This is a genomic window from Companilactobacillus paralimentarius, from assembly GCF_963227125.1.
GTDB classification, from domain to species: domain Bacteria; phylum Bacillota; class Bacilli; order Lactobacillales; family Lactobacillaceae; genus Companilactobacillus; species Companilactobacillus paralimentarius.
This window is the reverse complement of sequence record NZ_OY724131.1, coordinates 2,329,595-2,351,905: the sequence shown is the minus strand read 5'-3', so window position 1 is coordinate 2,351,905 and position 22,311 is coordinate 2,329,595. Positions and strand designations below refer to the sequence as shown.

General features: G+C 35.2%; 20 protein-coding genes. 16 read left to right on the top strand and 4 right to left on the bottom strand.

The genetic code is table 11. The annotated features are described in order from the left end of the window. Positions 1-24: 24 nt before the first annotated feature. Positions 25-690: a type 1 glutamine amidotransferase gene (locus ACI6PB_RS11605; RefSeq protein ID WP_404327452.1), complete on the top strand. Its 666-nt coding sequence runs from the start codon at positions 25-27 to the stop codon at positions 688-690. 13 nt (positions 691-703) lie between these two features. Continuing rightward, the gene (locus ACI6PB_RS11600; RefSeq protein WP_404327451.1) at positions 704-1,303 is read left to right on the top strand and encodes an alpha/beta hydrolase; all 600 of its coding nucleotides are present in this window, start codon (positions 704-706) and stop codon (positions 1,301-1,303) included. A gap of 42 nt (positions 1,304-1,345) precedes the next feature. On the opposite strand, the gene ACI6PB_RS11595 is transcribed toward ACI6PB_RS11600, so the two are convergent. After that, entirely contained in the window at positions 1,346-1,585 is a 240-nt protein-coding gene (locus ACI6PB_RS11595) for a hypothetical protein (RefSeq protein WP_025086317.1), read from the bottom strand. 117 nt (positions 1,586-1,702) lie between these two features. On the opposite strand from ACI6PB_RS11595, the gene ACI6PB_RS11590 reads away from it, so the two are divergent. The 6 genes from ACI6PB_RS11590 to ACI6PB_RS11565 all read left to right on the top strand — a co-directional run bounded on the left by ACI6PB_RS11590 (position 1,703) and on the right by ACI6PB_RS11565 (position 8,713). Next, complete coding sequence (locus ACI6PB_RS11590) at positions 1,703-2,083, top strand: YueI family protein (RefSeq protein ID WP_025086316.1); 381 nt, start codon at positions 1,703-1,705, stop codon at positions 2,081-2,083. Between the two features lie 17 nt (positions 2,084-2,100). Further along, positions 2,101-3,081 (top strand): ribose-phosphate pyrophosphokinase, encoded by a 981-nt coding sequence (locus ACI6PB_RS11585; protein WP_054642828.1) that lies wholly within the window; start codon positions 2,101-2,103, stop codon positions 3,079-3,081. A gap of 284 nt (positions 3,082-3,365) precedes the next feature. Beyond that, the gene (gene treR, locus ACI6PB_RS11580) at positions 3,366-4,070 is read left to right on the top strand and encodes a trehalose operon repressor (protein ID WP_025086287.1); all 705 of its coding nucleotides are present in this window, start codon (positions 3,366-3,368) and stop codon (positions 4,068-4,070) included. A 41-nt stretch (positions 4,071-4,111) separates the two neighbouring features. Beyond that, positions 4,112-5,629: a PTS transporter subunit EIIC gene (locus ACI6PB_RS11575; protein WP_309510676.1), complete on the top strand. Its 1,518-nt coding sequence runs from the start codon at positions 4,112-4,114 to the stop codon at positions 5,627-5,629. Between the two features lie 10 nt (positions 5,630-5,639). Further along, a complete protein-coding gene (locus ACI6PB_RS11570) occupies positions 5,640-7,958 on the top strand; it encodes a glycosyl hydrolase family 65 protein (RefSeq protein ID WP_025086289.1) in 2,319 nt (772 codons plus the stop codon). Between the two features lie 113 nt (positions 7,959-8,071). Beyond that, positions 8,072-8,713 (top strand): SDR family oxidoreductase, encoded by a 642-nt coding sequence (locus tag ACI6PB_RS11565; RefSeq protein WP_025086196.1) that lies wholly within the window; start codon positions 8,072-8,074, stop codon positions 8,711-8,713. 50 nt (positions 8,714-8,763) lie between these two features. Here ACI6PB_RS11565 and ACI6PB_RS11560 read toward each other — a convergent pair whose 3' ends face one another. Further along, entirely contained in the window at positions 8,764-9,126 is a 363-nt protein-coding gene (locus ACI6PB_RS11560) for a hypothetical protein (RefSeq protein WP_025086195.1), read from the bottom strand. A 435-nt stretch (positions 9,127-9,561) separates the two neighbouring features. On the opposite strand from ACI6PB_RS11560, the gene ACI6PB_RS11555 reads away from it, so the two are divergent. The 5 genes from ACI6PB_RS11555 to ACI6PB_RS11535 all read left to right on the top strand — a co-directional run bounded on the left by ACI6PB_RS11555 (position 9,562) and on the right by ACI6PB_RS11535 (position 16,648). After that, a complete protein-coding gene (locus ACI6PB_RS11555) occupies positions 9,562-10,398 on the top strand; it encodes a PRD domain-containing protein (protein WP_025086194.1) in 837 nt (278 codons plus the stop codon). Positions 10,399-10,512: 114 nt separating this feature from the next. After that, positions 10,513-12,516: a beta-glucoside-specific PTS transporter subunit IIABC gene (locus ACI6PB_RS11550; RefSeq protein ID WP_404327450.1), complete on the top strand. Its 2,004-nt coding sequence runs from the start codon at positions 10,513-10,515 to the stop codon at positions 12,514-12,516. Between the two features lie 64 nt (positions 12,517-12,580). Beyond that, positions 12,581-14,029, top strand: a complete 1,449-nt coding sequence (locus ACI6PB_RS11545; protein WP_025086192.1) for a glycoside hydrolase family 1 protein — start codon at positions 12,581-12,583, stop codon at positions 14,027-14,029. Positions 14,030-14,101: 72 nt separating this feature from the next. After that, a complete protein-coding gene (locus ACI6PB_RS11540) occupies positions 14,102-14,296 on the top strand; it encodes a hypothetical protein (protein WP_025086191.1) in 195 nt (64 codons plus the stop codon). 129 nt (positions 14,297-14,425) lie between these two features. Beyond that, positions 14,426-16,648 (top strand): SLAP domain-containing protein, encoded by a 2,223-nt coding sequence (locus tag ACI6PB_RS11535; protein ID WP_404327449.1) that lies wholly within the window; start codon positions 14,426-14,428, stop codon positions 16,646-16,648. 32 nt (positions 16,649-16,680) lie between these two features. Here ACI6PB_RS11535 and ACI6PB_RS11530 read toward each other — a convergent pair whose 3' ends face one another. Beyond that, entirely contained in the window at positions 16,681-19,017 is a 2,337-nt protein-coding gene (locus ACI6PB_RS11530) for an HAD-IC family P-type ATPase (protein ID WP_056955881.1), read from the bottom strand. An 87-nt stretch (positions 19,018-19,104) separates the two neighbouring features. Here ACI6PB_RS11530 and ACI6PB_RS11525 point away from each other — a divergent pair, with 87 nt between their 5' ends. From ACI6PB_RS11525 to ACI6PB_RS11515, 3 genes are read left to right on the top strand one after another with little or no spacing between them, the layout of a single operon-like run. Then, complete coding sequence (locus tag ACI6PB_RS11525) at positions 19,105-19,767, top strand: HAD hydrolase-like protein (protein ID WP_025085792.1); 663 nt, start codon at positions 19,105-19,107, stop codon at positions 19,765-19,767. Positions 19,768-19,769: 2 nt separating this feature from the next. Continuing rightward, complete coding sequence (locus ACI6PB_RS11520) at positions 19,770-20,585, top strand: hypothetical protein (protein WP_025085793.1); 816 nt, start codon at positions 19,770-19,772, stop codon at positions 20,583-20,585. Between the two features lie 8 nt (positions 20,586-20,593). Beyond that, positions 20,594-20,941, top strand: a complete 348-nt coding sequence (locus ACI6PB_RS11515) for an iron-sulfur cluster biosynthesis family protein (RefSeq protein ID WP_025085794.1) — start codon at positions 20,594-20,596, stop codon at positions 20,939-20,941. 121 nt (positions 20,942-21,062) lie between these two features. Here the strand turns inward: ACI6PB_RS11515 and ACI6PB_RS11510 are convergent, their stop codons facing one another. Further along, a complete protein-coding gene (locus ACI6PB_RS11510) occupies positions 21,063-22,295 on the bottom strand; it encodes an ISL3 family transposase (protein WP_227005137.1) in 1,233 nt (410 codons plus the stop codon). Positions 22,296-22,311: the final 16 nt, after the last annotated feature.

The following is a 22,311-nucleotide window of genomic DNA, read 5'->3' as shown; positions in this document are numbered from 1 at the left end:
TTGCCGTTGAGTGAAAGGATTTATATGCGAATAAATGTTTTGCAACACACTCCAAATGAAGGTCCAGGAATGATTCAGGATTGGTCACAAGCACATGGACATGAGATGTATATTTATCATCCATATCAGTTTGGCTACTTACCAACTGCTGATAAGACTGACATGTTGATTATTTTAGGAGGTCCAATGAGTCCTAATGATGACTTACCTTGGATCAAACAAGAGCGTGAATTGATTGTAAAAATGATTGAACAAGATAAGCCAATTTTTGGTGCTTGTTTTGGGGCTCAACAGATTGCCAAACAACTTGGTTACAATATTACTAAGGCACCAGCGAAAGAAGTTGGTTGGGCACCAGTATATTTGCAATCACAAGTAATTCCTGATTTACCTGAACAGATGAACGTCTTGCATTGGCATGAAGAAATGTTTGAAGTTCCCGATAGAGCTGAATTATTGTTCTCCAGTGATAAGGTTAAGAATCAAGGTTTCGTAATGAACCATCGTATTATCGGTTTACAATTTCATTTTGAACCAAAGGCAGATAATGTCCGCGAGATGGTGATAAATGATTTTCCATATATTGAAGGTTCAGTTTTGAATCAGACAGCTGATGATATTTTACAAATGCCTGTTCCAATTGAGAATCAAGATGTTCTATTCAAACTGCTAGATTATATTGCACTTTAATGGAGTTGAGATTTTGAAAAAAGTTATCCTGTATGTTCACGGGAAAGGTGGCAGTGCTGCTGAAGTTGAACGTTTTAAAAGAATTTGCCCTGATTATGATATTGTTGGGATTGATTACAAAGAATACTTGCCTTGGATTGTGGAAAAGCAAATCAAAGATACATATGATCAAATAAATCAGCAATATGATCAGGTTTTGATATTGGCTAATAGTATCGGAGCATACTTTTCAATGTTGACGAAAGATATGACGATAACCAAGGCTTTATTCATCTCTCCATTATTAAATATGGAGCAGTATTTATTAACCTCACTGAGGAAGAATAATATTACTGAAACTGAATTAAGGGATAAGGGCAAAATAATTATTGGTCAAGAAATTTTCTCCTGGCAGACTTTACAGTATGTCCGAGATAATCCGATTGATTGGCAAGTTCCAACTGAAATCCTTTATGGTGAACATGATGATCACACCTCTAAATCAATATTGAAAGACTTTGTAAAAGATCATAACGCTGATGTAACGGTGATAAAAGACGGTCAACATCGCTTTCATACCAGATCACAATTAGCTTTTCTCGATAGCTGGCTTCAAGAAAAATTGGAAAAATAAAAATGACTTGAATTTATTTAAATTCAAGTCATTTTTTAATAATTAAATTTTTTTCTTCAAATGATAGGGAACTACACTCTTATCAGAGTCTTTAACGTCTGATTTTTCGTCTTTTGCAAAGTATACAACAAAAGATTTTTTATCGCTGACATCCTCAGCAACGATAAGGGATGATTCATAAGGATCTTTAGCTTTGTAAATTTGTGCTCCACGGACAGCCTCACCAAAGTCTTTAGAGTTGGCAATGGCATCGCCGGGGTTAAAAAATACCATCTCATCCATAAGTAACACATCCTTTCTTTACTCACATTATACAATTTTACTTGAGCGGTAAGGAACAATTATCATTCTTTTATATTATTACTTTCTCAGCTATACTATGACATATGGAGGGTTAATATGACTAACGTTGAAGATTATATAAAAAAGAATATTTTTGGCAAGCCACAGTTAAAGCCTGATGAGAAAAATAAATTTTTGGGAAACTTTGCTGAGAGGGTAGCGATTGCTTTAACCGTTTCACAAGTAAAAAATCCGGATAATGTAAAGATTGTTGAAAACGTAATGAAAAAGTACCCGGAGTATCATTTGTATTTAAATGGAAAAATAGATTCATATTTACTGGATAATTATCTACAATTGAGTGTAAAATTAAAGTATAAGTTTACAATAGTTTCACAATCGGGAGTTAGAACTAAAAACAAATCATTGTCAGAGAATGACATGGGCTTGGTGATTGCCGATGAGAGTAAACCTGTTGGTAGACCAGTACTTATATAATTTTTTGGAGGACAAATATGTCTAATAGTACATTAGATAACGTTGCTTTACTTTCTTTAAATGGTAATAAGCCATTAGCTAAGAGAATTTCTGACTACATGGGTATTCCATTATTGGATGCAAGTGTTTCACACTTCAGTGACGGTGAAATTAACATTCAAATTAATGAAAGTATTCGTGGAAAAGATGTTTACATTATTCATTCAGTTTCAGACCCTGTAAATGATAATTTCATGGAATTGATGATTGCTGTAGATGCTCTTAGACGTGCAAGTGCACAAAACATTAATTGTGTATTGCCTTACTTTGCATATACTCGTTCAGATAGAAAATCTCGTTCAAGAGAACCTATCTCTGCTAAGTTGTTTGCAAACATGTTGGAATTAGGCAAGGTTGATCGTGTGATCGCCCTTGATATGCATGCTGACCAAATTCAAGGATTCTTTGATATTCCTGTTGATCATTTACGTGCTATGCCTATTTTTGCCAGCTATTTTGAAAAGAAGATCAAGAATCCTGACGATTTTGTCTTCGTTGCTCCAGATCATAACTCAACTAAACGTGCTCGTGCCTTGGCTGAAGTCTTCGGTTCACAAATTGCTATCGTTGATCAAAGATCAACTGAAGATAGTAACGTTGTTCCTGACATTATCGGTGATGTTGACGGTAAACAATGTGTTATCGTTGATGATTTGATCGATACTGGTACAAGAATGATCAATAGTGCCGAAGCTGTTAAAGTTGCCGGTGCCAAAACAATTTCAGCTGTTGCTACACACCCAATCTTTTCAAAAGATGCTGCTAAGAGACTTGAGGCCTCAGATCTTATGCAAGTTCTAGTATCAGACTCGATTGTAGTACCTGATGAATGCAAGTTTGATAAATTAAGAATTCTTTCTGTAACAGACCTTGTTGGTGACGCTATTAAAATGACAGAATTGAATGAATCGATTGATTCTTTGTTTACTGTTCGTGATAGCTATACAGAAATTAAATAGACTAATATATATATAAATTAAAAGCAGACTTAATTGTGATGAGCGATTAGGCCTGCTTTTTTTTGAATAGAATTGCTATTAAATAAATAAAAAATTATGATTTAAATATTAAATAAATACAATCGGCATAAAATAATAAATAAAGATGAAAAAACTTGTCTAGTTTTAGTTTGGTAATTCTTCCGGCGTTTGTAATCAACTTGTCTAGGTTTTTCCGTTAAGGCTGTTAAAACGTTGATGTAAGCGCTTTTTATTTATGCTAATCTTAGGTCGTTGGAGGTCATATGAAAAAGTACTTGGTAATCTACCATGATTTATTAAGTGGTATTCAAACACAGAAATATCAATCAGGAGAACTTCTTCCTAGCAATCAGCAATTGGTAATGCGTTACCACGTATCCCGGGAAACGGTGCGTAAGTCAATGCAGTTGCTAGCGGATGAGGGATATATTCAAACCATACGAGGCAAAGGAAGCTTAGTTTTAAGCACAAAGCGATTTTCATTCCCAGTCTCATCAATAAAAAGTTATAAAGAAATAGTTAAAGAAAACGGTATGGATTCAAAAAATAAAGTGATCAAAATTCAAGATCATGTTTTAGTGCCAGAAAATCTACTTTTTGGATCTGACCAAATTTACGCACAACTAATCGTACGAGAAAGAATCGTTAATGGGATACCAACCATTTTAGATTATGATTACGTGAATGAAGATATTGTCAAAGATATTCCTGCGGAAGAGGCTGAGAATTCATTGTTTCACTACTTTGAACATAATTTAGGATTAACAATTGATTATGCTATTAAGCATTTAACGATTGAAAATCCTGAGTATGAAGACTGCAATCAATTAGGGATTTCATCATCAGTTCCAATGGTCGTTGTGCGAAGTGAAACACATCTCACTGATAGCCGAATCTTATCATATACCGAGTCAAGACATCGAGCAGACAAATTTAGTAGTGTTGAATTTGCCAGACGTCATCATTAAGTACCAAAAATAAATATTAGTAATATGGGGGATTGAGAATAATGGCAAAGAGTAAAGATTATTCAGAGTTAGCATCGCAGATTATTTCTTATGTCGGTGGACCTGAAAATATTAATAAAGTTATTCATTGTATTTCACGTTTGAGATTTTATTTAAAAGATGAAAAGAAAGCTCAAACAGAAAAGATTACCAGCCTAGATGGTGTTGCTGGGGCTTTGTACAATGCCGGTTTAGGTCAATATCAAGTTGTCATTGGACCAGCGGTTACTGATGTTTATGATCAAGTAATTGCCCAATTGGGTGAGGACTTTTCTGACGAAGAGGCCACCGAGTCAGCGGTCAAAGAAACTAACAAACAAACTGAAACTCAACAAAGACCTACAAATCTATGGGGTTGGATTTCTAAAGGATTTCAATTATTAATTGGAACTATTACTGGTTCAATGATTCCTATTATCGGATTGCTTGCTGCTTCTGGTATTTTAAAAGGATTCTTAACACTCTTTACATTTAATTTGAATTTAATTGATACTAAATCAACAACTTACATCATTATTAATGCTATGGGCGATTCAGCCTTTTATTTCTTACCAATTTTAGTTGGATATACGGCTGCCAAACAGTTACGTTCTGATCCAATTGTTGTGGCTGCTATTGCTGGTGTTTTAGTTCACCCAACTATTGCTGCTTTATGGGCAGCACCAACTAAGGGTATGTCTACTTTCTTGGGGATTCCAATGAACGCTGAATTCTTCGGTATGCCTATTCATATTCCACAGTACACATATTCAATTTTCCCAATTATCTTTGCTGCTTGGTTAGCAAGACCAGTTGGTAATTGGCTTAAAAAAGTTTTACCACTGAGTTTACGTTCAATTTTCCAACCATTATTTACGCTATTTATTGTTTCTGCTGCTGTTCTAGTTATCATGGGACCTGTTATTTCCCTAATTTCAAGTGGATTAGCCGCCTTAATCAACATGTTAGTAACTGCTAATGAGGCTGTTGCTGGATTAGTAATTGGTGGTTTGTATCAAGTCTTAGTAATTTTCGGTTTGCATTGGATGGTTGTTCCTATTGTTTCAAACGATATCGCTATGACTGGTCATTCAGTTTTGAATGCTTTGATCAACTTTACAATGATTGCTCAAGGTACAGGTGCTTTAGCCGTTTGGGCTAAGACAAAGAATGCTAGTGTTAAAGGCTTATCATTAGCTGGAGCGCTATCAGGTTATGCCGGTGTTACTGAACCTGCCATGTATGGTATCAATTTGAAATATGGACGTGTTTTCTGGATGTCTAATATTGGTGGTGCCGTTGGTGGTTTCCTTGCCGGATTAATGAAGATCGATATGTTTGGTTTCACAGGTTCATTGATTGGTTTCCCATCATTCTTCTCCAAGACAAATCCTAACAATATTTGGGCTTTCGTTATCGCTAGTGTCGTAACAATTGTTATCTCATTCGTTTGTGTTTACCTATGGGGCTTCAGTGATGCTGACTTAACTAAAGTTAAATCTGCTCAACAGAAGAACGTCTTTAAAGATGCTGTAAAATAAGGAGATCATTATGACAGAAAATTGGCAAATAGTTTATCGGGATACGCCAAGAGGTGTTAAATCCTACAGTCAAGAAGCTTTGTTAACTTTAGGTAATGGATACCTCGGTTGGCGAGGTGCACCGTTGATGAGTCGTTATAACGCTGACCATTATCCTGGCTTATATGTTGCCGGAATTTTCAATCAAACAACGACCAAAGTTAATTCTCGAGATATTGTAAACGAGGATCCGGTTAATTTTCCCAATCCTCAATTATTAAAGATCAAAATTAACGAAACTGAAATTACAGTTCCTTATGATCAACGAAAAGCCACTCTGGATATGCACAAAGGCAAGCTAACAGAAGAGTTAGTTTACCCAGTTGATGCAGGGCATTTATTCGTCAAAACAACTAAAGTTTGTGATCCAGTATCTTATCATCGCTTGGCTTTAAAGGTAGAGTTATCTTTAGATTTCTCAGCTCAAGTCGGTGTTGAAATGATAATTGACGGTAAGATTAAAAATCAGAATGTGGCACGTTATCGTAAATTCAATAGTCAGGAATTCAAAGTAACTCAAACGGCTGATCATATTTTGCAAGGGAAGACTCTACAATCAAATATTAACTTTGCCGTAGGAGCTAAAACAACTAGTTCAGAGGCTAACTTTGAAACAAGTTATAATCAAGATTCAATTGTGGATCACACAACAATTAAGTTAGCTGCTAAACAGGTCTTGGATATTAAACGAGTCATGGCAGTGGCTACTGATTATGAAGATCCAAATTATCTAAAGATTGTTAAAATGGCTCTTGATGAAGGTACCTTTGAAGAAATTTATCAAAGCAATTTACAACATTGGTCTGACTTTTGGAAAGTTGCTGATGTTGAAATAACTAGCGATGACAAGGATATTCAAAAATTGATTCGTTTGAATATTTTCCAATTACATCAAGCTGCACAAAAATTAGCTAATCCGGACTTAGATGCCTCAGTTGGTTCGCGTGGATTGACAGGTGAAGGTTACCGTGGTCACATTTTCTGGGATGCACTCTTCTTTGTTCCTTACTACACAGCTATTGAACCAGAGACGGCCAGAGCTTTAATGAAATATCGAATTAAACGCTTGCCAGCTGCTAGAAGGAATGCGGAGTTGCAACGAGAACATGGTGCTATGTATCCTTGGCAATCAGCTAGTATTGGTGACGAACAAGCTCAGTTGATTCATTTAAATCCAATGACCAATGAATGGTATCCAGATAATTCACGTCTTCAACGTCATGTTTCTTTAGCCGTTGTTTATGATATTTGGAGTTACACACAGATGACAGGTGACAATAGTTTATTGAAACAAGGTGGCCTAAACGTTCTTTTACAGACAAGTAAGTTTTGGCTAGAAAAGGCGGAATATGATGGTGAAAACTATCATCTATCTGGTGTTATGGGTCCAGATGAATTCCATGAAGCTTATCCGAATACGAATCAAGGCGGTTTGTCAGACAACGCTTATACTAATATGATGGTAGCTTGGTCATTGTCTTGGCTATTGAAATTACGTAAGAAAATGCCAGAAACTTTTGCTAAAGCCTGTGAAGAATCAGACTTTGATGAAACGTTAATTCGTAAGGCTGATGAAATGGCTCATAAGTTAAAAGTTTATATCAATGATCAGGGGATTATTGAGCAATACAATCACTACTTTGAATTGAAAGATCTGAATTTAGTTGACTATGAAAAAAAGTATGGTGATATTCATCGAATCGATCGTATCTTAACAGCTGAAAACAAGTCTGCTAATGATTATCAAGTTGATAAACAAGCTGATTCATTGATGATGATTTACAACTTGGGGCCACGAGTGATGGAAGAAACCGTAAAACAGTTGGGTAATAATTTGCCAAAAGATTGGTTGAAAAAGAATCGCGATTACTATTTAGCCAGAACTGTACATGGATCAACCGTTTCTAGACCTGTTTATGCTAGTGTTGATATTGCTTTAGGTGATGTTGATAAGGCTTGGCAAAAGTTACAAGTAGCTATCCGCTCTGATTATGACGATATTCAAGGAGGAACAACTGCTGATGGTATTCATACCGGCGTTATGGGTGCAGTATTGACTGTTATCATGCGTGACTTTGCGGGTGTAAAATTCGTAGATGGTAAATTGAATATTGATCCACAATTACCAAGTAAGTGGCAAAGATTGTCATTTACACAAAAGTATTGTGGTGTTAGATACCGTCTAACTTTTGAGGATAATGAAATAAAGGTTAAAGCTGATCATGGCTGTGTTATAAAAGTACACGGACACGAATATCAATTGGAAGCTAATAAGGAAATCAGCTATTAAAAAATGTCCAGAAATTAATCAAATAATTTCTGGACATTTTTAGGTAAAATACATAATAATAGCAAAATTAAATACTTGTTGTTAAAGTGAAGTTACTCAAGGAGGTATTTTTAATGAAAGTACTTATTATTGGTGCCCATGGTAAAGTGGGACGTTTGTTAGTTGATGAACTTCAAAATAAGCAAATTGATTTTGCTGCAGGATTACGTAGTGAGGAACAAATCAAGGCTTACCAAGCGGAGAATATTCCAACACAATACATTGATTTGACTGCACCAATATCTGAAATAAAGAACTCAATTGAGGCTTCTGGAGCTGATACATTAGTCTTCACAGCCGGTGCTGGTGGAGCTGGTTATGATTTGACTATGGAAATTGATTTGGATGGTGCTATTAAGACAATGGATATCGCCCAAATCTTAGGTATCAAACGCTATATTATGGTTAGTGCTGTTTATAGTGATGATCGTAGCAAGTGGGAAGCTTCAGGAATCAGACCATATTATATTGCAAAACACTATGCTGATAAATATCTTCGTAGTACAAACTTGGATTACACAATCGTACACCCAGGAATGTTAACGAATGATGATGCCGTAGGAAAAATCAATATTCAAAGCAACTATGAAGGTGGCAGTGTTCCAAGAGCTGACGTAGCTAAGGTTATTGCCCAAGCGTTGGAGACACCTTCTACAATTAAGAAAGATATTAACTTTGTCACTGGTGATGAAGATATTGTTAAGGCAATTAGATAAAAAATAAGGTCCAGAAGTCGATTAAGATTTCTGAACCTTATTTATGTGTCCTAGGCAAGCAAGGTTTCTGGGACGGTAGCCGTTTTTTTTTCAAGACGACGTGAAATATTCTTTCTGAGTTGTTCATTCTCAAAAACAACTTGATCATAATTATTTTTGAGTAAGTAGCGGGCAACTTGTTTAGAGAAATAATTAGCTTTAACAACGTTATGCTTATTAGAACGTTTCATAAAAGTATCGAAAAAATTATTCATCATTGAATTGAGAACATTAGTGAAGAAGGGGATTCTGATCTGTTTAGTATTAGCAGTGTACCAAACCTTTTGATTATCGAGTGTGATGATAAGTTCGTTACCACCGACATAGGGAATCTTCTTGGTATTCATGGCTACGACAGCAATTTTTTTTGGCATATGCAAGACTCCTTAGCAAGTTTAATTATTAGCATAATATCATGATAAAAAATATATTAATAAAAAACGATTTTTCTGCTTACAGATATAATGTTCAAAACCTTGTTAGGTCAAGTATAACGAAGTATATAGACAATTTGTAGCGTTTATTTAATACTTCTTAATTGACAACGTTTACATTATATTTGATCAATTTTTTGATCAAGATTATCTAACCAAAATAAAAATAAATGAACCTTAAAATATTCACTTTTTGTAATAAAAATTGCTACTTTTATAGTTTAATTTAGTAAAGATACTTGACGTATTATTTAGAAACCGCTATCATGGTTCCTGTAAACGATGTGTGTTACTGATTCGATCAGGCATAAACCTACTAATATTGTGCATATTTTAGTGTGCAATTAGTGGGTATTTTTTTTAGGGGGTAAGTCATTGAAATTTGTAAGAAATTATAATAATAATGCAGCCCTTGTAGTTGATGACCATCATGTTGAATGGGTAGTTGTTGGAAAAGGCATCGGATTTGGCAAGAAAACGGGTGATTTGGTGGACGCATCAAAAATTACCCAACGTTTCAAGTCAGAGAATACAGCAAACATTGATAATTTAGGGGAATATGATAAATCTATCATTGATGTAACTTCTGATATAGTTAACGATGTCGAATCTTTTTTAAAAGTTAAATTTAATGATTATCAATATTTAATTTTGGCTGATCACATCAATTTTGCTTACGAACGAGCAAAAGAACACATTGAGTTTACTGATAGAGCAGTTAATTGGGAAGTAAAAAAATTATTTCCTAAAGAATATCAAGCATCATTAAGGGCAATTAAAATCATCGATAAGGATTTGAAGGTTAATTTTACTAAGGATGAATTAGTTTTCTTGACGTATCATTTTGTTAATTTGGAGAATGAAAAAGAATCCCTTCAGGACACGATCCAAGTTTCCAAGATAATTTCCGATATCATCAATATTATTCAAATCAGTTACCATAAGACTTTGGATGATGAATCATTCAGTTACAGTCGATTGGTTTCACATTTGAGATATTTTTTAATTAAGAAAATCAAATCCAATAAGCCTGCTGGTGAACAATTGGACCCTAGTTTATTGAAATTAATGATTGCTAAATATCCTCAAGAGAATCAAACTGTTCAAAAGATTTCTACATTTTTACGAAATACTAAAGGATGGGCGTTGTCGTCAAATGATCAAATGTATTTGATCTTACATGTTTGGCGAGTAACTCATCGTGAAAATTAAATACTAGCGTGTTACTGTTCGGCAGGCATTAGCTCAAGAAAATTACATTACTATTGGTGAATAGTGGTGTAACCTCTTGAGCTTTTTTGTTTGCCTGCTAAAGGAGGAAATATTATGAAAGACTACGATAGTTTAGCTAAGAAAATTGTTAAATTAGTCGGTGGCAAAGATAACGTTAAAAGTGTCGTTCATTGTGCCACAAGATTACGTTTTAAATTAAGAGATGAAAAGAAAGCTAATACTGAAGAATTAAAAGATACTGAAGGAGTCGTAACAGTTGTTCAAAGTGGTGGCCAATATCAAGTCGTTATTGGTAATGAAGTCGCTGACGTTTATGATCACGTTGTCAAAGTCGGTGGTTTCCCAGATGGTGGAACTGTTCCTGATGATTATGGCGAAGATGATGAAAAAACTAGTTTACTAGATAAATTCATTGATTTGATTTCCGGAATTTTTGCTCCAGCATTGGGTTGCTTGGCTGCAACTGGTATGATCAAAGGTTTGGCAACAATTCTGGTAACAACAGGATTGGTAACTAAGACTTCTGGTACATACGTTATACTTTACGCAATTGGGGATGCTTTCTTCTACTTCCTACCAATTATTTTAGGATTGTCGGCCGCTAAGAAATTTGGCGTTGATCAATTTATTGGATTATCAATTGGTGCAGCGTTAGTTTATCCAACAATCGTTGCTTTGAATCCGACTGCTGTAACCGGTAAACCACTATTCACTTTGTTTGCTAATACAGCATTATCTTCACCAATTCACATTACCTTTTTGAAAATTCCGGTAATTATGATGAACTACACTTCATCCGTTATTCCTATTATCGTGGCTATGTGGATTGCTTCTAAGATTGAAAGATACTTGAAGAAGGTTATTCCAAGTGTTGTTAAGACTTTCTTAGTTCCATTCTTTACTTTGATAGTTGTTGTTCCATTAACTCTACTAGTTGTTGGACCTGTTACATCATGGATCAGTGATGGATTAGCTGCCGGTGCTTCGGCTCTTTACAACTTAAGTCCAATTGTTACGGGTGCCGTTATTGGTGGTTTGTGGCAAATCCTTGTTATCTTCGGTTTACACTGGGGACTTGTTCCATTGGGAATGTTAAATATTCAAAATCTTCATTATGATCCAATTCTTGTTTTAACTGGTGCCGCATCTTTTGCCCAAATCGGTGCTGTTCTAGCAGTCATTATGAAAGTTAAAAGTAAGAAAGTTCAAGGCCTAGGTTGGTCAGCATTCTTATCTGGTATTTTTGGAATTACAGAACCAGCTATTTATGGTATTACCTTACCTCGTAAGAAAGTCTTCGCGATGAGTTGTATTGGTGCTGGTATCGGTGGTGCTTTGATGGGATTATTCGGTACTAAGGCCTACATGGTCGGAGGACTTGGTGTCTTCTTATTCCCTAGTTATATTGGTGCTAGTGGTATGGATATGTCAGTTTACGGTGCTCTTATTTCATGGGTTGTTGCTTTTGCTGTTGCACTAGGACTTTCACTAGTCTTTGGTTTTAGTAAAGAAGATCTTAAGAACGAAAATGCCGTTAAAGAACCAGTTTCAAATAATGCAGAACCACAATTAGCTACAGCTATGGTTAGTTCAGCTACAGCTACAACAACTGCTGCTCCAGAAACAGTTGAAAAAGAAAAAGTTACACCTGAAACAATTATCAGTCCTATTAAAGGATCAACCGTTCCATTGAGCGATGTTAAAGATGACGTTTTTGCTTCAGAAGCACTTGGTAAAGGTGTTGCTATACTTCCCGATGAAGGAAAAGTTTATTCACCATTTGACGGGACAATTACAGTTGTCTTCCCAACAAAGCATGCCATTGGTATCAATTCTAAAAATGGAGCCGAGTTGTTGATTCATATCGGTATGGACACGGTTCAACTAGAAGGTAAAGGATTCACTAGTCATGTTGAACAAGGTCAAGAGGTTCATCAAGGTGAACTCTTAACGGAATTCGACGTTGATGGAATTACTAATCAAGGGTATGACGTTACAACGCCGATTATTGTTACTAATTCAAAGAACTATAACGATATTGATGTCTTGGCTGATGGTCATGTTGAACCTGGTGACAGTATTATTGATTTAAAATAAGCTTTAATTTTTATGCCAGAAAGCGTTAACATATAAATATAAAGAAAATGAAGGAGTAGAGACTATGACAGAATTTCCAAAGAACTTTTTGTGGGGTGGAGCTACTGCCGCCAATCAATATGAAGGTGCCTGGGATGTTGATGGCAAGGGGACAAGTACAGCTGACCTTTTGCTAGGTGGAACTTATGATAAGCCACGTGTATTTACTAAGGATTTGAAACCTGATGGCTATTATCCATCACACGAAGGTAGTGATTTCTATCATCATTATAAAGAAGATATCAAACTATTAGCCGGTATGGGCTATAAAACTTATCGTATGTCAGTCGCCTGGACAAGAATTTTCCCTAATGGTGACGATGCTGAACCTAATCAAAAAGGTTTGGAATTCTATCGTAATGTTTTCGAAGAATGTCGCAAATATGGAATTGAACCATTAGTTACAATTTCACATTACGAAATGCCTTATCATTTAACAGAAGCTTATGGTGGCTGGGGAAGTCGCAAGGTCATTGATTTCTATGTTAAATATGCCAAGACTTTGTTTACAGAATACAAGGATTTAGTTCACTACTGGTTAACATTTAACGAAATTAATATCGGTATGATGTTCGGTGGCTACATGTCATTAGGACTACCAGTTAAAGACGGTGCTGCTCCATTTAATGGTGAAATGACTGATGAAGATATTCAAAACAATCTTCAAGGTTTACATCATCAATTCGTTGCCAGTGCTTTGGCAGTTAAAATTGGTCACAAGATCAATGCTAAAAATATGATTGGTTGTATGATTGCTGGTAATGTTAACTATCCATTGACATCAAATCCTGATGATATTTTGAAAGCTCAACATGCTAATGAAATTAACAACTACTATTGTGGTGACGTTCAAGTTCGTGGTGCTTATCCACACTTTGCACAACGTTTCTGGGATGAACACAATGTTAAATTGAATATCACAGCTGAAGATGCTGAAGTTCTTAAAGAAGGAACTGTTGATTACTACACATTCAGTTACTACTCATCAAATGCTTTGACATCAGATCCAAGTAAAGCTGAAGCTGCAGGTAACTTCTCAACTGGTGTTAAGAACCCTTACCTTAAATACAGTGAATGGGGCTGGGCAATGGATCCTAAAGGACTTCGTTGGTATCTAAATGACGTTTATGGACGTTATGGAATCCCTGTTATGGTCGTTGAAAATGGCTTAGGTGCCCGTGATACTGTTGAAAAAGATGGCTCAATCAATGATGACTATCGTATTGAATATCTACAAGGTCACATCGAACAAATGAAAGAAGCCATCAAAGACGGTGTTGATTTGATCGGTTACACTCCTTGGGGTTGTATTGACTTAGTATCTGCAGGTACTGGTCAAATGGCAAAACGTTATGGTTTCGTTTACGTTAACCGTGATGATAATCAAGAAGGTGACTTTAGTCGTACACCAAAGAAGAGTTACTACTGGTATAAGAAAGTTATCGAATCAAATGGTGAAGATTTGAAAAATTAATAAGCGTCTTAATTGCGTAACGGGGAATTTGCTTTCATAATTAACTTAGAAGTTCAAAAAGAGGTAGTTATTATGAAAGATAAAGTTCCCAAAGTTACTTTAAGAATTTCGATATTAGTTTTAGTATTGATAACAATTTTGTTACTAATTATGAAACAACCACATGCCATTTTGGCAATGTTTGCAGTGATAGTACTATCGATTGTTTATTTAATCGGTATGGAAAAAAATCATGAAGAGTTTATGCAACATCATAAACGTGAATAATGAATAGATTCATTTAATAATAGAGAATTAAAAGGGAGACACTTTTCTGAAAATGTGTCTCCCTTTTGCCGTCATAACTGCTATTCTAGAGATGTAGGTTCATATAAAATATCAGGGAGATATGTTTTTATGAAAAAATATAGAATGGTAGCTTTAGCTGGGGTATTGCTATCAACCACAATTTTAGGTGCTAATACTTCAGTTATTGAAGCTGCAACTAAATCAAGGGAAATTCGTGTTAAAAATGAATTGAAACGGGCGCCAGTGATTCAAGCAACAAGCACTAGTGCTAATTCAACCAATGATTCAGGAATGGTTGGTAAACAAAAGTTTTCTGATTTAAAGAATGATCAAACACTAAAAATTTCACCAATTTTTCAAGAGGACGTAGATAGTAGTCGTGAAGGGTACGCAGCCCTGTTACAAAATAAATTGGGTATTGTTGATGATAAAGGGAATTCGTTGGCAATGACAATTGAGCAGCGTGACAAGCAAACAAATTTTGCTACAAAAGTTAGTTATAAAGATGGTAAGCAAACTAAGACTATTAATCTAGAATATAATTATTTCAAACCTGAATTGACTTCAGAACGACAGGATCCAATGAATTATAAGGGCGACAGTTTACCAAGTGATTTTATGGATACAATTACTAGTGGAAAGAATTTGAACAATGCTAGTACTAATGTGCCCAAATCATCACATAATGGAACTGATTTAAATGGACATAAGGTTGATGTTGAAACTGAAATAACTCATATGAGTTCCAATATAGACACTAAGGGTGGAGAAATTGAATTTACTCCTACTGATGTAACTTATGGTATAAAGGGGAATTCTTTAATTCGACACGTAAAGATTTTCCAGGAGCCAGATTGGAATCAACTAGCTAATCGAACTTTACAATTAAATGATAAAAATGGATTAAGTAAGCCAGTTACGATTACCGATTCTAATGGTAATAAATATTCTGTTACTATGAATTCTAATGCGATTGATATTACTAAACCTGGTCAATATAAAGTAACTTATGAAGCTATTGGTATTGATGATAGCGGAACTCCAGTTATTGATGAAGGAAGTCACGTTGCTGGTAATAAGATTGTTTATACTAAGCGCAATCAATTGATAACTGTTTCAGGCGATAAGACACAAGTAAATTATAATTTTATTATCAAAAACAAGAAGACTGGTAATGTTATTGATACGCAATCAGGACAAGCAGTAGATGGCTCAACTGTTATGATTGATACATCTAAGCTTCCCAGTGGTTATGCGCTAAGTGACACTCAAAAAACTTTTAAAGTAGACGCTAAGAATCCAACTAAGACAATTGAAATAGCTAAGAGCGTTAATTATGATATTAAATATTTGGATAAAGATACTAATCAACAAATAGGTAAAGATATAACCGGGGCTGGTGACGAAGGCAGTTCAATTGTTTTACAAGCACCAAGTGGGTATGAATTTGCAGATACTTCGGATATGATATTGACTTTAGATAGTCAGGCACCACAGAAAACTATTTATTTAATTAAAAAGGCAACTTCTAGTATTCCAGTTGAAAGATTGAATTATACGATTCAATATAAAGATGCTTCCACTAATGAAGTGGTAGATAAAACTACTTCACAAGGTAATTTGGGTGATTATATCAATGCTCAAGCTCCCGACGGCTACAGTTTAGCTGACCTATCTTCGTATGGATTTTTACTTAATAAAAATAATATGACCTTTACCAGCTATGTAACCAAGGCTGATACGTCATATAGTATTTCGTATATTGATGAGACTACTAATAAAGAAGTAGGATCTCAAACAGGTAAGGGTGCCAATGGTTCGAAGATTAATTTGAAAGTTCCAGCAGGCTACGCTTTAGTCAATGCTGATGACGCCATTTATCAAATTGACAGTGGTAATAAGAACATCAAAATTTCTGTGAGAAAAGCTACTGATAGCGACGAATTGGGATTAGTTTCAACTTATCCTGATGGCGGAACGGTTCAAGTTTATGACGTTAATGGTAAGCCTTTGAATATCGAATTGGGACAAGCCAGCAATTGGGTAACCGACCAATTAAAGACTATTAATGGCGTTGAATATTATCGGGTCGCAACTGATAAGTATATTAGAACTGATAAAGCCTATAAGTACGTATCATTTAGCAATGTAGTTACGACTTTAAAAGAGACACCAGTATATGATTCAAAAGGTAAAATAAATACTGAAAAAGTGTTAGCTAAAAATACACCTTGGTACACTGACAGGATTGCTAAAATAAATGGAATTAAAATGTATCGAGTCGCTACTAATATGTGGGTTAAAGCTAGTGAAATACATTTGAAATATTGAAAAAAAACTCAATCCAAAACGGATTGAGTTTTTTATTTCCAATTAATTTTAGAGAATACTCTACGACCTAAAACTTCACGCATGAACATGAAGAGTGGCCAGGCAGTTAAGAAGATAGCAACGAAGAGGTATGTATACTGTAATGTCAAAATACTTTGTAATCCGAAAGCTTTATTTCCAAAGATAAAGGTAATGATAAATAAGGCAAACGAGATACCAATCATAACTTGCTTTCTGACAATCAACGGATTACTGATGGAAATCAGTGCACAGTAACCAATAATACCGATTGTAAAGACAGATAGAGTTGAGGTTGTTGCAAAATTATAATTAAAATGTCGACCCAGAATTGAGATGGCTATGATAAAGATGATATTGCAGATAGCCGATGGTAAAGCAATCTCCATAACGTTACGCATGAAACGGCCAGCTGGTGGAGTATAGTTTGGTTCCAAAGCTAAGATAAATGTTGGAATACCAACTGTTAAAGCGTTGATTGGTGTTAATTGGGATGGTTGGAAGGGATAGCCAGTTCCCAAAATAATGAAGAAAATCGACAAAACAACGGAATAAATCGTTTTGATCAAGAATAGAGACGCTACTCTTTCAACATTATTGATAACACGTCGGCCCTCATTGAGCATAAAAATCATTGAATCAAAATTACGATTCAAAAGGACAAAATCGGCTGAAGCTTCGGCCGCATCACTTTCACCTGCAATGGCAACACTACAGTCAGATTGACGCATGGCCAAAACATCATTGACACCATCCCCAGTCATACCAACGGTCAGACCATTATCTTGCATAGCCTTAATCAAGTCAGCCTTTTGACTAGGACGAACTCGACCAAAGACTTTGTACTCTTTCACTAATTCATGATAATCTTGATCATCATTGACACTACTCATATCGATATAACTCTTACCAGTTGCGATACCGGCTTGTGCTGCAACATTAGCGACGGTGACGGGATTATCACCAGAAATGATTTTTAAATCGATTCCTTGATTTTTTAAATATGAGAAAGTGGAAGGAGCCTGCGGTCTAACTTCATCAGAAATCAGTAACAAGCCTAAAAGAGTCTGCTGAGAGTCTTCTTTAAGAATAGCAATAACACGGAACCCTTTCTCGGCCGCATGTTCGACTGTCTGAGTAATTTCAGAAGCAGGATTCTTGATAATGAATTCAGGAGCACCCATAATATAACGAACATTTTCTTCATCTATAAACCCTGAATATTTGGTTTCGGATGAAAACGGAATGACCTTTTGAACATTAGTTTGAAGGACTTGAGCGTCTAATTTTTTAATAGCTAAAGCAGTCGCATTAGTTTCCTGTGTGGCTTCAACAATTTTAGTAGCGATGGCTTGAACTTCTTTAGTATCCATATTTCCATAAGTAAGAGTTTTCTTAACTGTTAGTTTACCAGTAGTGATCGTACCAGTCTTATCAAGGCACAAAGTATCAACCCGAGCTAGTGTTTCGATAGCACTCAGCGAACGAACTAGAATGTTACGTTTCGATAAATTATAAGAACCAGTAGCTAGAGCCACAGCAGTTAATAGAACTAAACCTTCTGGAATCATTCCAATAACGGAAGCAGAAGTACCCAAAATGGATTGGGCCACATCACCATTTTTTAAGAATGAACGGAAAAATAAAAGAAGTCCAATTGGAATGATGGTATATGTTAAAATTTTAATGATGTTATTAATTATTTTCATTAAAACGCTAACGGATCGTTTTTCTTTACCAACAGCTGAAGACAATTTAGAGACAAAACTCTCATGACCGACTTGAGTCAGTTGGATCTGAGCTTGTCCGGCGATGGCAAAACTACCAGAGAAAACTTCATTATCAATTTGTTTGGTGATAGTATCAGATTCACCAGTAATACTGGATTCGTTGATTTGTAGGCCATTAGAATAACGAACAATCCCATCGGCGGGAATTGTATCGCCACGTTTGACCATAACGATATCGTCTTCGACTAATTGATCAATTGGAATTTCTTGTTTACGTTTATCACGAATAACGGTAAAGTTTTGAGTGTTGACCAGACTAATTTTATCGACGGTGATTTTAGCTCTAATTTCCTGATAACTACCAATGATAATATTGGCAATCACTGGTCCTAAGAAGAACAAGTTTCGATAGGATCCAGTCCAGAAAATTAAGATAGCGATGATCAAGTTTAGAAGATTAAATAGTGTGAATAGATTATCGGCCAAAATCTTTGGTATTGGACGCGATAACTTCTTTATTTGTACATTTGTCAGTCCCTTTTGAACTTGAGTAGCAACCTGCTGACTCGTTAGTCCATCTTCGAGGCTGGTATATGTTTTCGGTTTTTTTATTTTTACCATACTCTACCTACGACTGTTAGTTATTTTTAATTGAATGCTATATAATCTTTACATAACTTAAATTTAACATAAAAGGATGAATTTAATTTGAACAATTTATTTTTTGATCTGGATGGAACCATTATTAATTCTGAAACAGGAATTATGAAAAGTTTGAGATATATGTACCAACATACCTTGGGATATATTCCTCATGATGATGCGACTTTGCATACTTTCATTGGACCTACTATAGGTGCCTCACTTCAAAAATACGATCATTTAGCGCCAGATGATCCGTTGATTAATCAAAGTATAAACGCCTTTAGGGAATATTATCAAGACGAAGGTTGGATGGAGTACACTGTTTATGATGGTGTTCTAGAAATGTTTCAAGAATTGAAAGAGGCTGATAAGCAATTATTTATTGCCACATCTAAACCGGAAATTTTTGCTAAAAGAATTATTGACCAGTTAAATATGAAAGAATACGTCAGACATGTCTTCGGTGCGGCCGAAGATGAGTCAGTTCGTTCATTAAAAGAAGATGTCATTTCTTATGGAATTGATAAAACTTCCGTTGAATTAGATACAAAAAATCTTGTTATGGTTGGGGATCGTAGCAGTGATATTGTAGGGGCACATAAAAACAATTTGAAGGCCATTGGGGTGACATACGGTTTTGGTGACTATAAGGAATTAAAAGCTGCCAATTCTGAGTGGATCGTCAACAAGCCTCAAGAGATTGTTAATCTAGCTATGGAGAAATAATTATGAGCAAGTCATTGTCTTACAATAGACACGGTTTTACATTAATTTTGTTATCAATTTGTTTGATGGTAATCGTCTTTTTGGGAATCACTCTGTCTACGGTTCTAAATAGTAATTACGTGAAAAAAGTGGTCAGCAGTGAAACAAATGTAACTTTGATCAAGAATTATACCAATCAAAGATTGGGAAGGCTGGTTAATAGTTATTCCATTTCGACTAATTTATCATCCGTTAACTTAACTAATAAGGATGTCAAAAAGATAATCAATACTTCCGTGGATGAAGTGTATAGTGATGACTCGCAATTAACTATTGGTAGTGCCATTTTAGCGACTATTAGTACTAAATTAAAAGCTGAAGCCAAGAATTATGGATTAAATATTGATAATGAAATCGATACTGTTATTAAAAGTAATGAAGATTTGATGAACCAGATCGTGGATAATGATTTAGGACCGATCGAAACGGTGATTGTTAAGATTCAAACTATTAAAAAGTTGATTAAGACGATCATGGTTGCGGCAGCCGGAATCTTTATTTTACTAGCAATCCGTTTGCGTTCCAAAGTTGGTTCTAATATGTTATTCTTCCATCACTTGGGTACGGTTGGTATTTGTACTTCAATTTTATTAGCAATCGTATTAGGGTGTGTTTACTATCCATTGCAAGATGTTATTGTAAGCAATATCGACTACAATGTCAGGGATGTATTATACAATGTTCTCAATGGGATATTCCTGAGTTATATAACAATTATATTTATGGTATTTATTGTCAGTTTAATTGATTGGGGTAGTACCATGAAGTATAAATATTGAGGTCGATAATGAAAATTGAAATAAGCAATGAGGCTCAGATCAAGCTACAAAAATACGTTGATGCAGGTAAGAAATTGCTCTTAGATTTGGACGATGGCTTTGGTCGTTTTTCGGATGAGGGTACTTGCGCGCTTTTGACGAAATTTCGAATTATTGTGGTTGATCCAACAGCAGATTTGACAGATTATACGGTACATTTAGACAGTAATTTGGGAATAATCTATTTCAAAGATAGTGCAAAAGATTTTTTGGATGATCATTTGAAATTGAAAGTTGATCCTAAAACACAGTTACTGATTTTTAGTAATTCAAAAGAACTAATTGATAAAAGTGTCAATATTATTAAAATAAAATAGAAAAATATCTTGAGGGAGTTTGAAGACGCATGTCTTCAAACTCCTTTTTTAGGCTGTTCGTCAAATCAAGTTGATGGCGGTTCAAGTTAACAGTTAGACCATAAATGGTCTAGCTGTTTTTTTATTTGGCTGATGAGCTTGCTCGAAGCCAAAACATTTGAATATTTATACGTTCAGTAAAGTTGTTCCAACTACGATATCCATAGGCACTACTTTTTATCTTTTTTATTCTTCCAATGATTCCCTCTAAAAATCCGTTGGAATATTTAAGCTTCAGTGCATTTAATACTTGTTTACGATATTTTCTTAATGATGTCATTGTTTGATCCATAGCGGTATTGAGTGGATGATAATTGAGTAGTATCTGATTCATTGTATCAGTATCGCCTGTTCTAATAGCCTTTAAAATATCTTGATATACTTCGTAGGACTTGGCGAAACCTTCGTCCAAATCTAAACACTTTGTGATTAAATTTAGATCCGTTTCATAATAACCAACACTGTACTGATACTTAGGGTTTATCTTTTCGATGGAATCGAATGATTCCAAGAATTTTTTCCAATCTCTCTTCATGAACAAGTATTCTTTACTTCTTTTAGGCATTCGTTTCATTACCTGTATTCTAGTTGAATTGAGAGAACGATTCATCATCTGAACGATATGAAATCTATCAACAACGACTTTGGCCTTTGGAAACAACTTTGGTACTAAATTAATGTATCCGGCATTTAAATCCAAAGAAATAGTTTTTACCTGTCTTCTGACTTTCAAAGGAAATCGACTGAAGTATTTACTGATTTGATATGAAGTTCTTCTGGGCAAGATATCACCCGTACGATGATTATCGCTATCTAACCAAATAAAGCTCATCTTGTCAGTAGACATAAATTCATCAAATGCCAAGTGCTTAGGAAGATGTTCAGGAAGTGATTTCTTGTGCATCTTGGCTTCTTCATCGATGATACGTTGAACGGTCTTATCGGAGACGTTAAAACGTCTGCCGATATCCTTCAATGATGTATTAAAAGCAGTTTCTGATAAGATCATTTGTCTAACAGGTTGTGCGATTTGACAATATTCCCAAACATAACTAGTTTTGGCTACAAAGATAGAGTTACAAGATTTACATTTATACTTTTGACGTTTCAGACTTATATACGTTGGACGTAATGATAATGATGGAGCGACTATCATATTTTTATTAAATCCATTCTTAACTAAGTGGCCTGCAAGGCCACAGTTAAGACAACGGTCAATCTGTTTAGTTAGCATTGCAAAATAGACTAAGGACTTGATGCCATTAACTAACATAAATTTTGAGTCTTCAGTAAAGATAATATTCTCATCTTTCATTTCAAGAGCGTTTCGT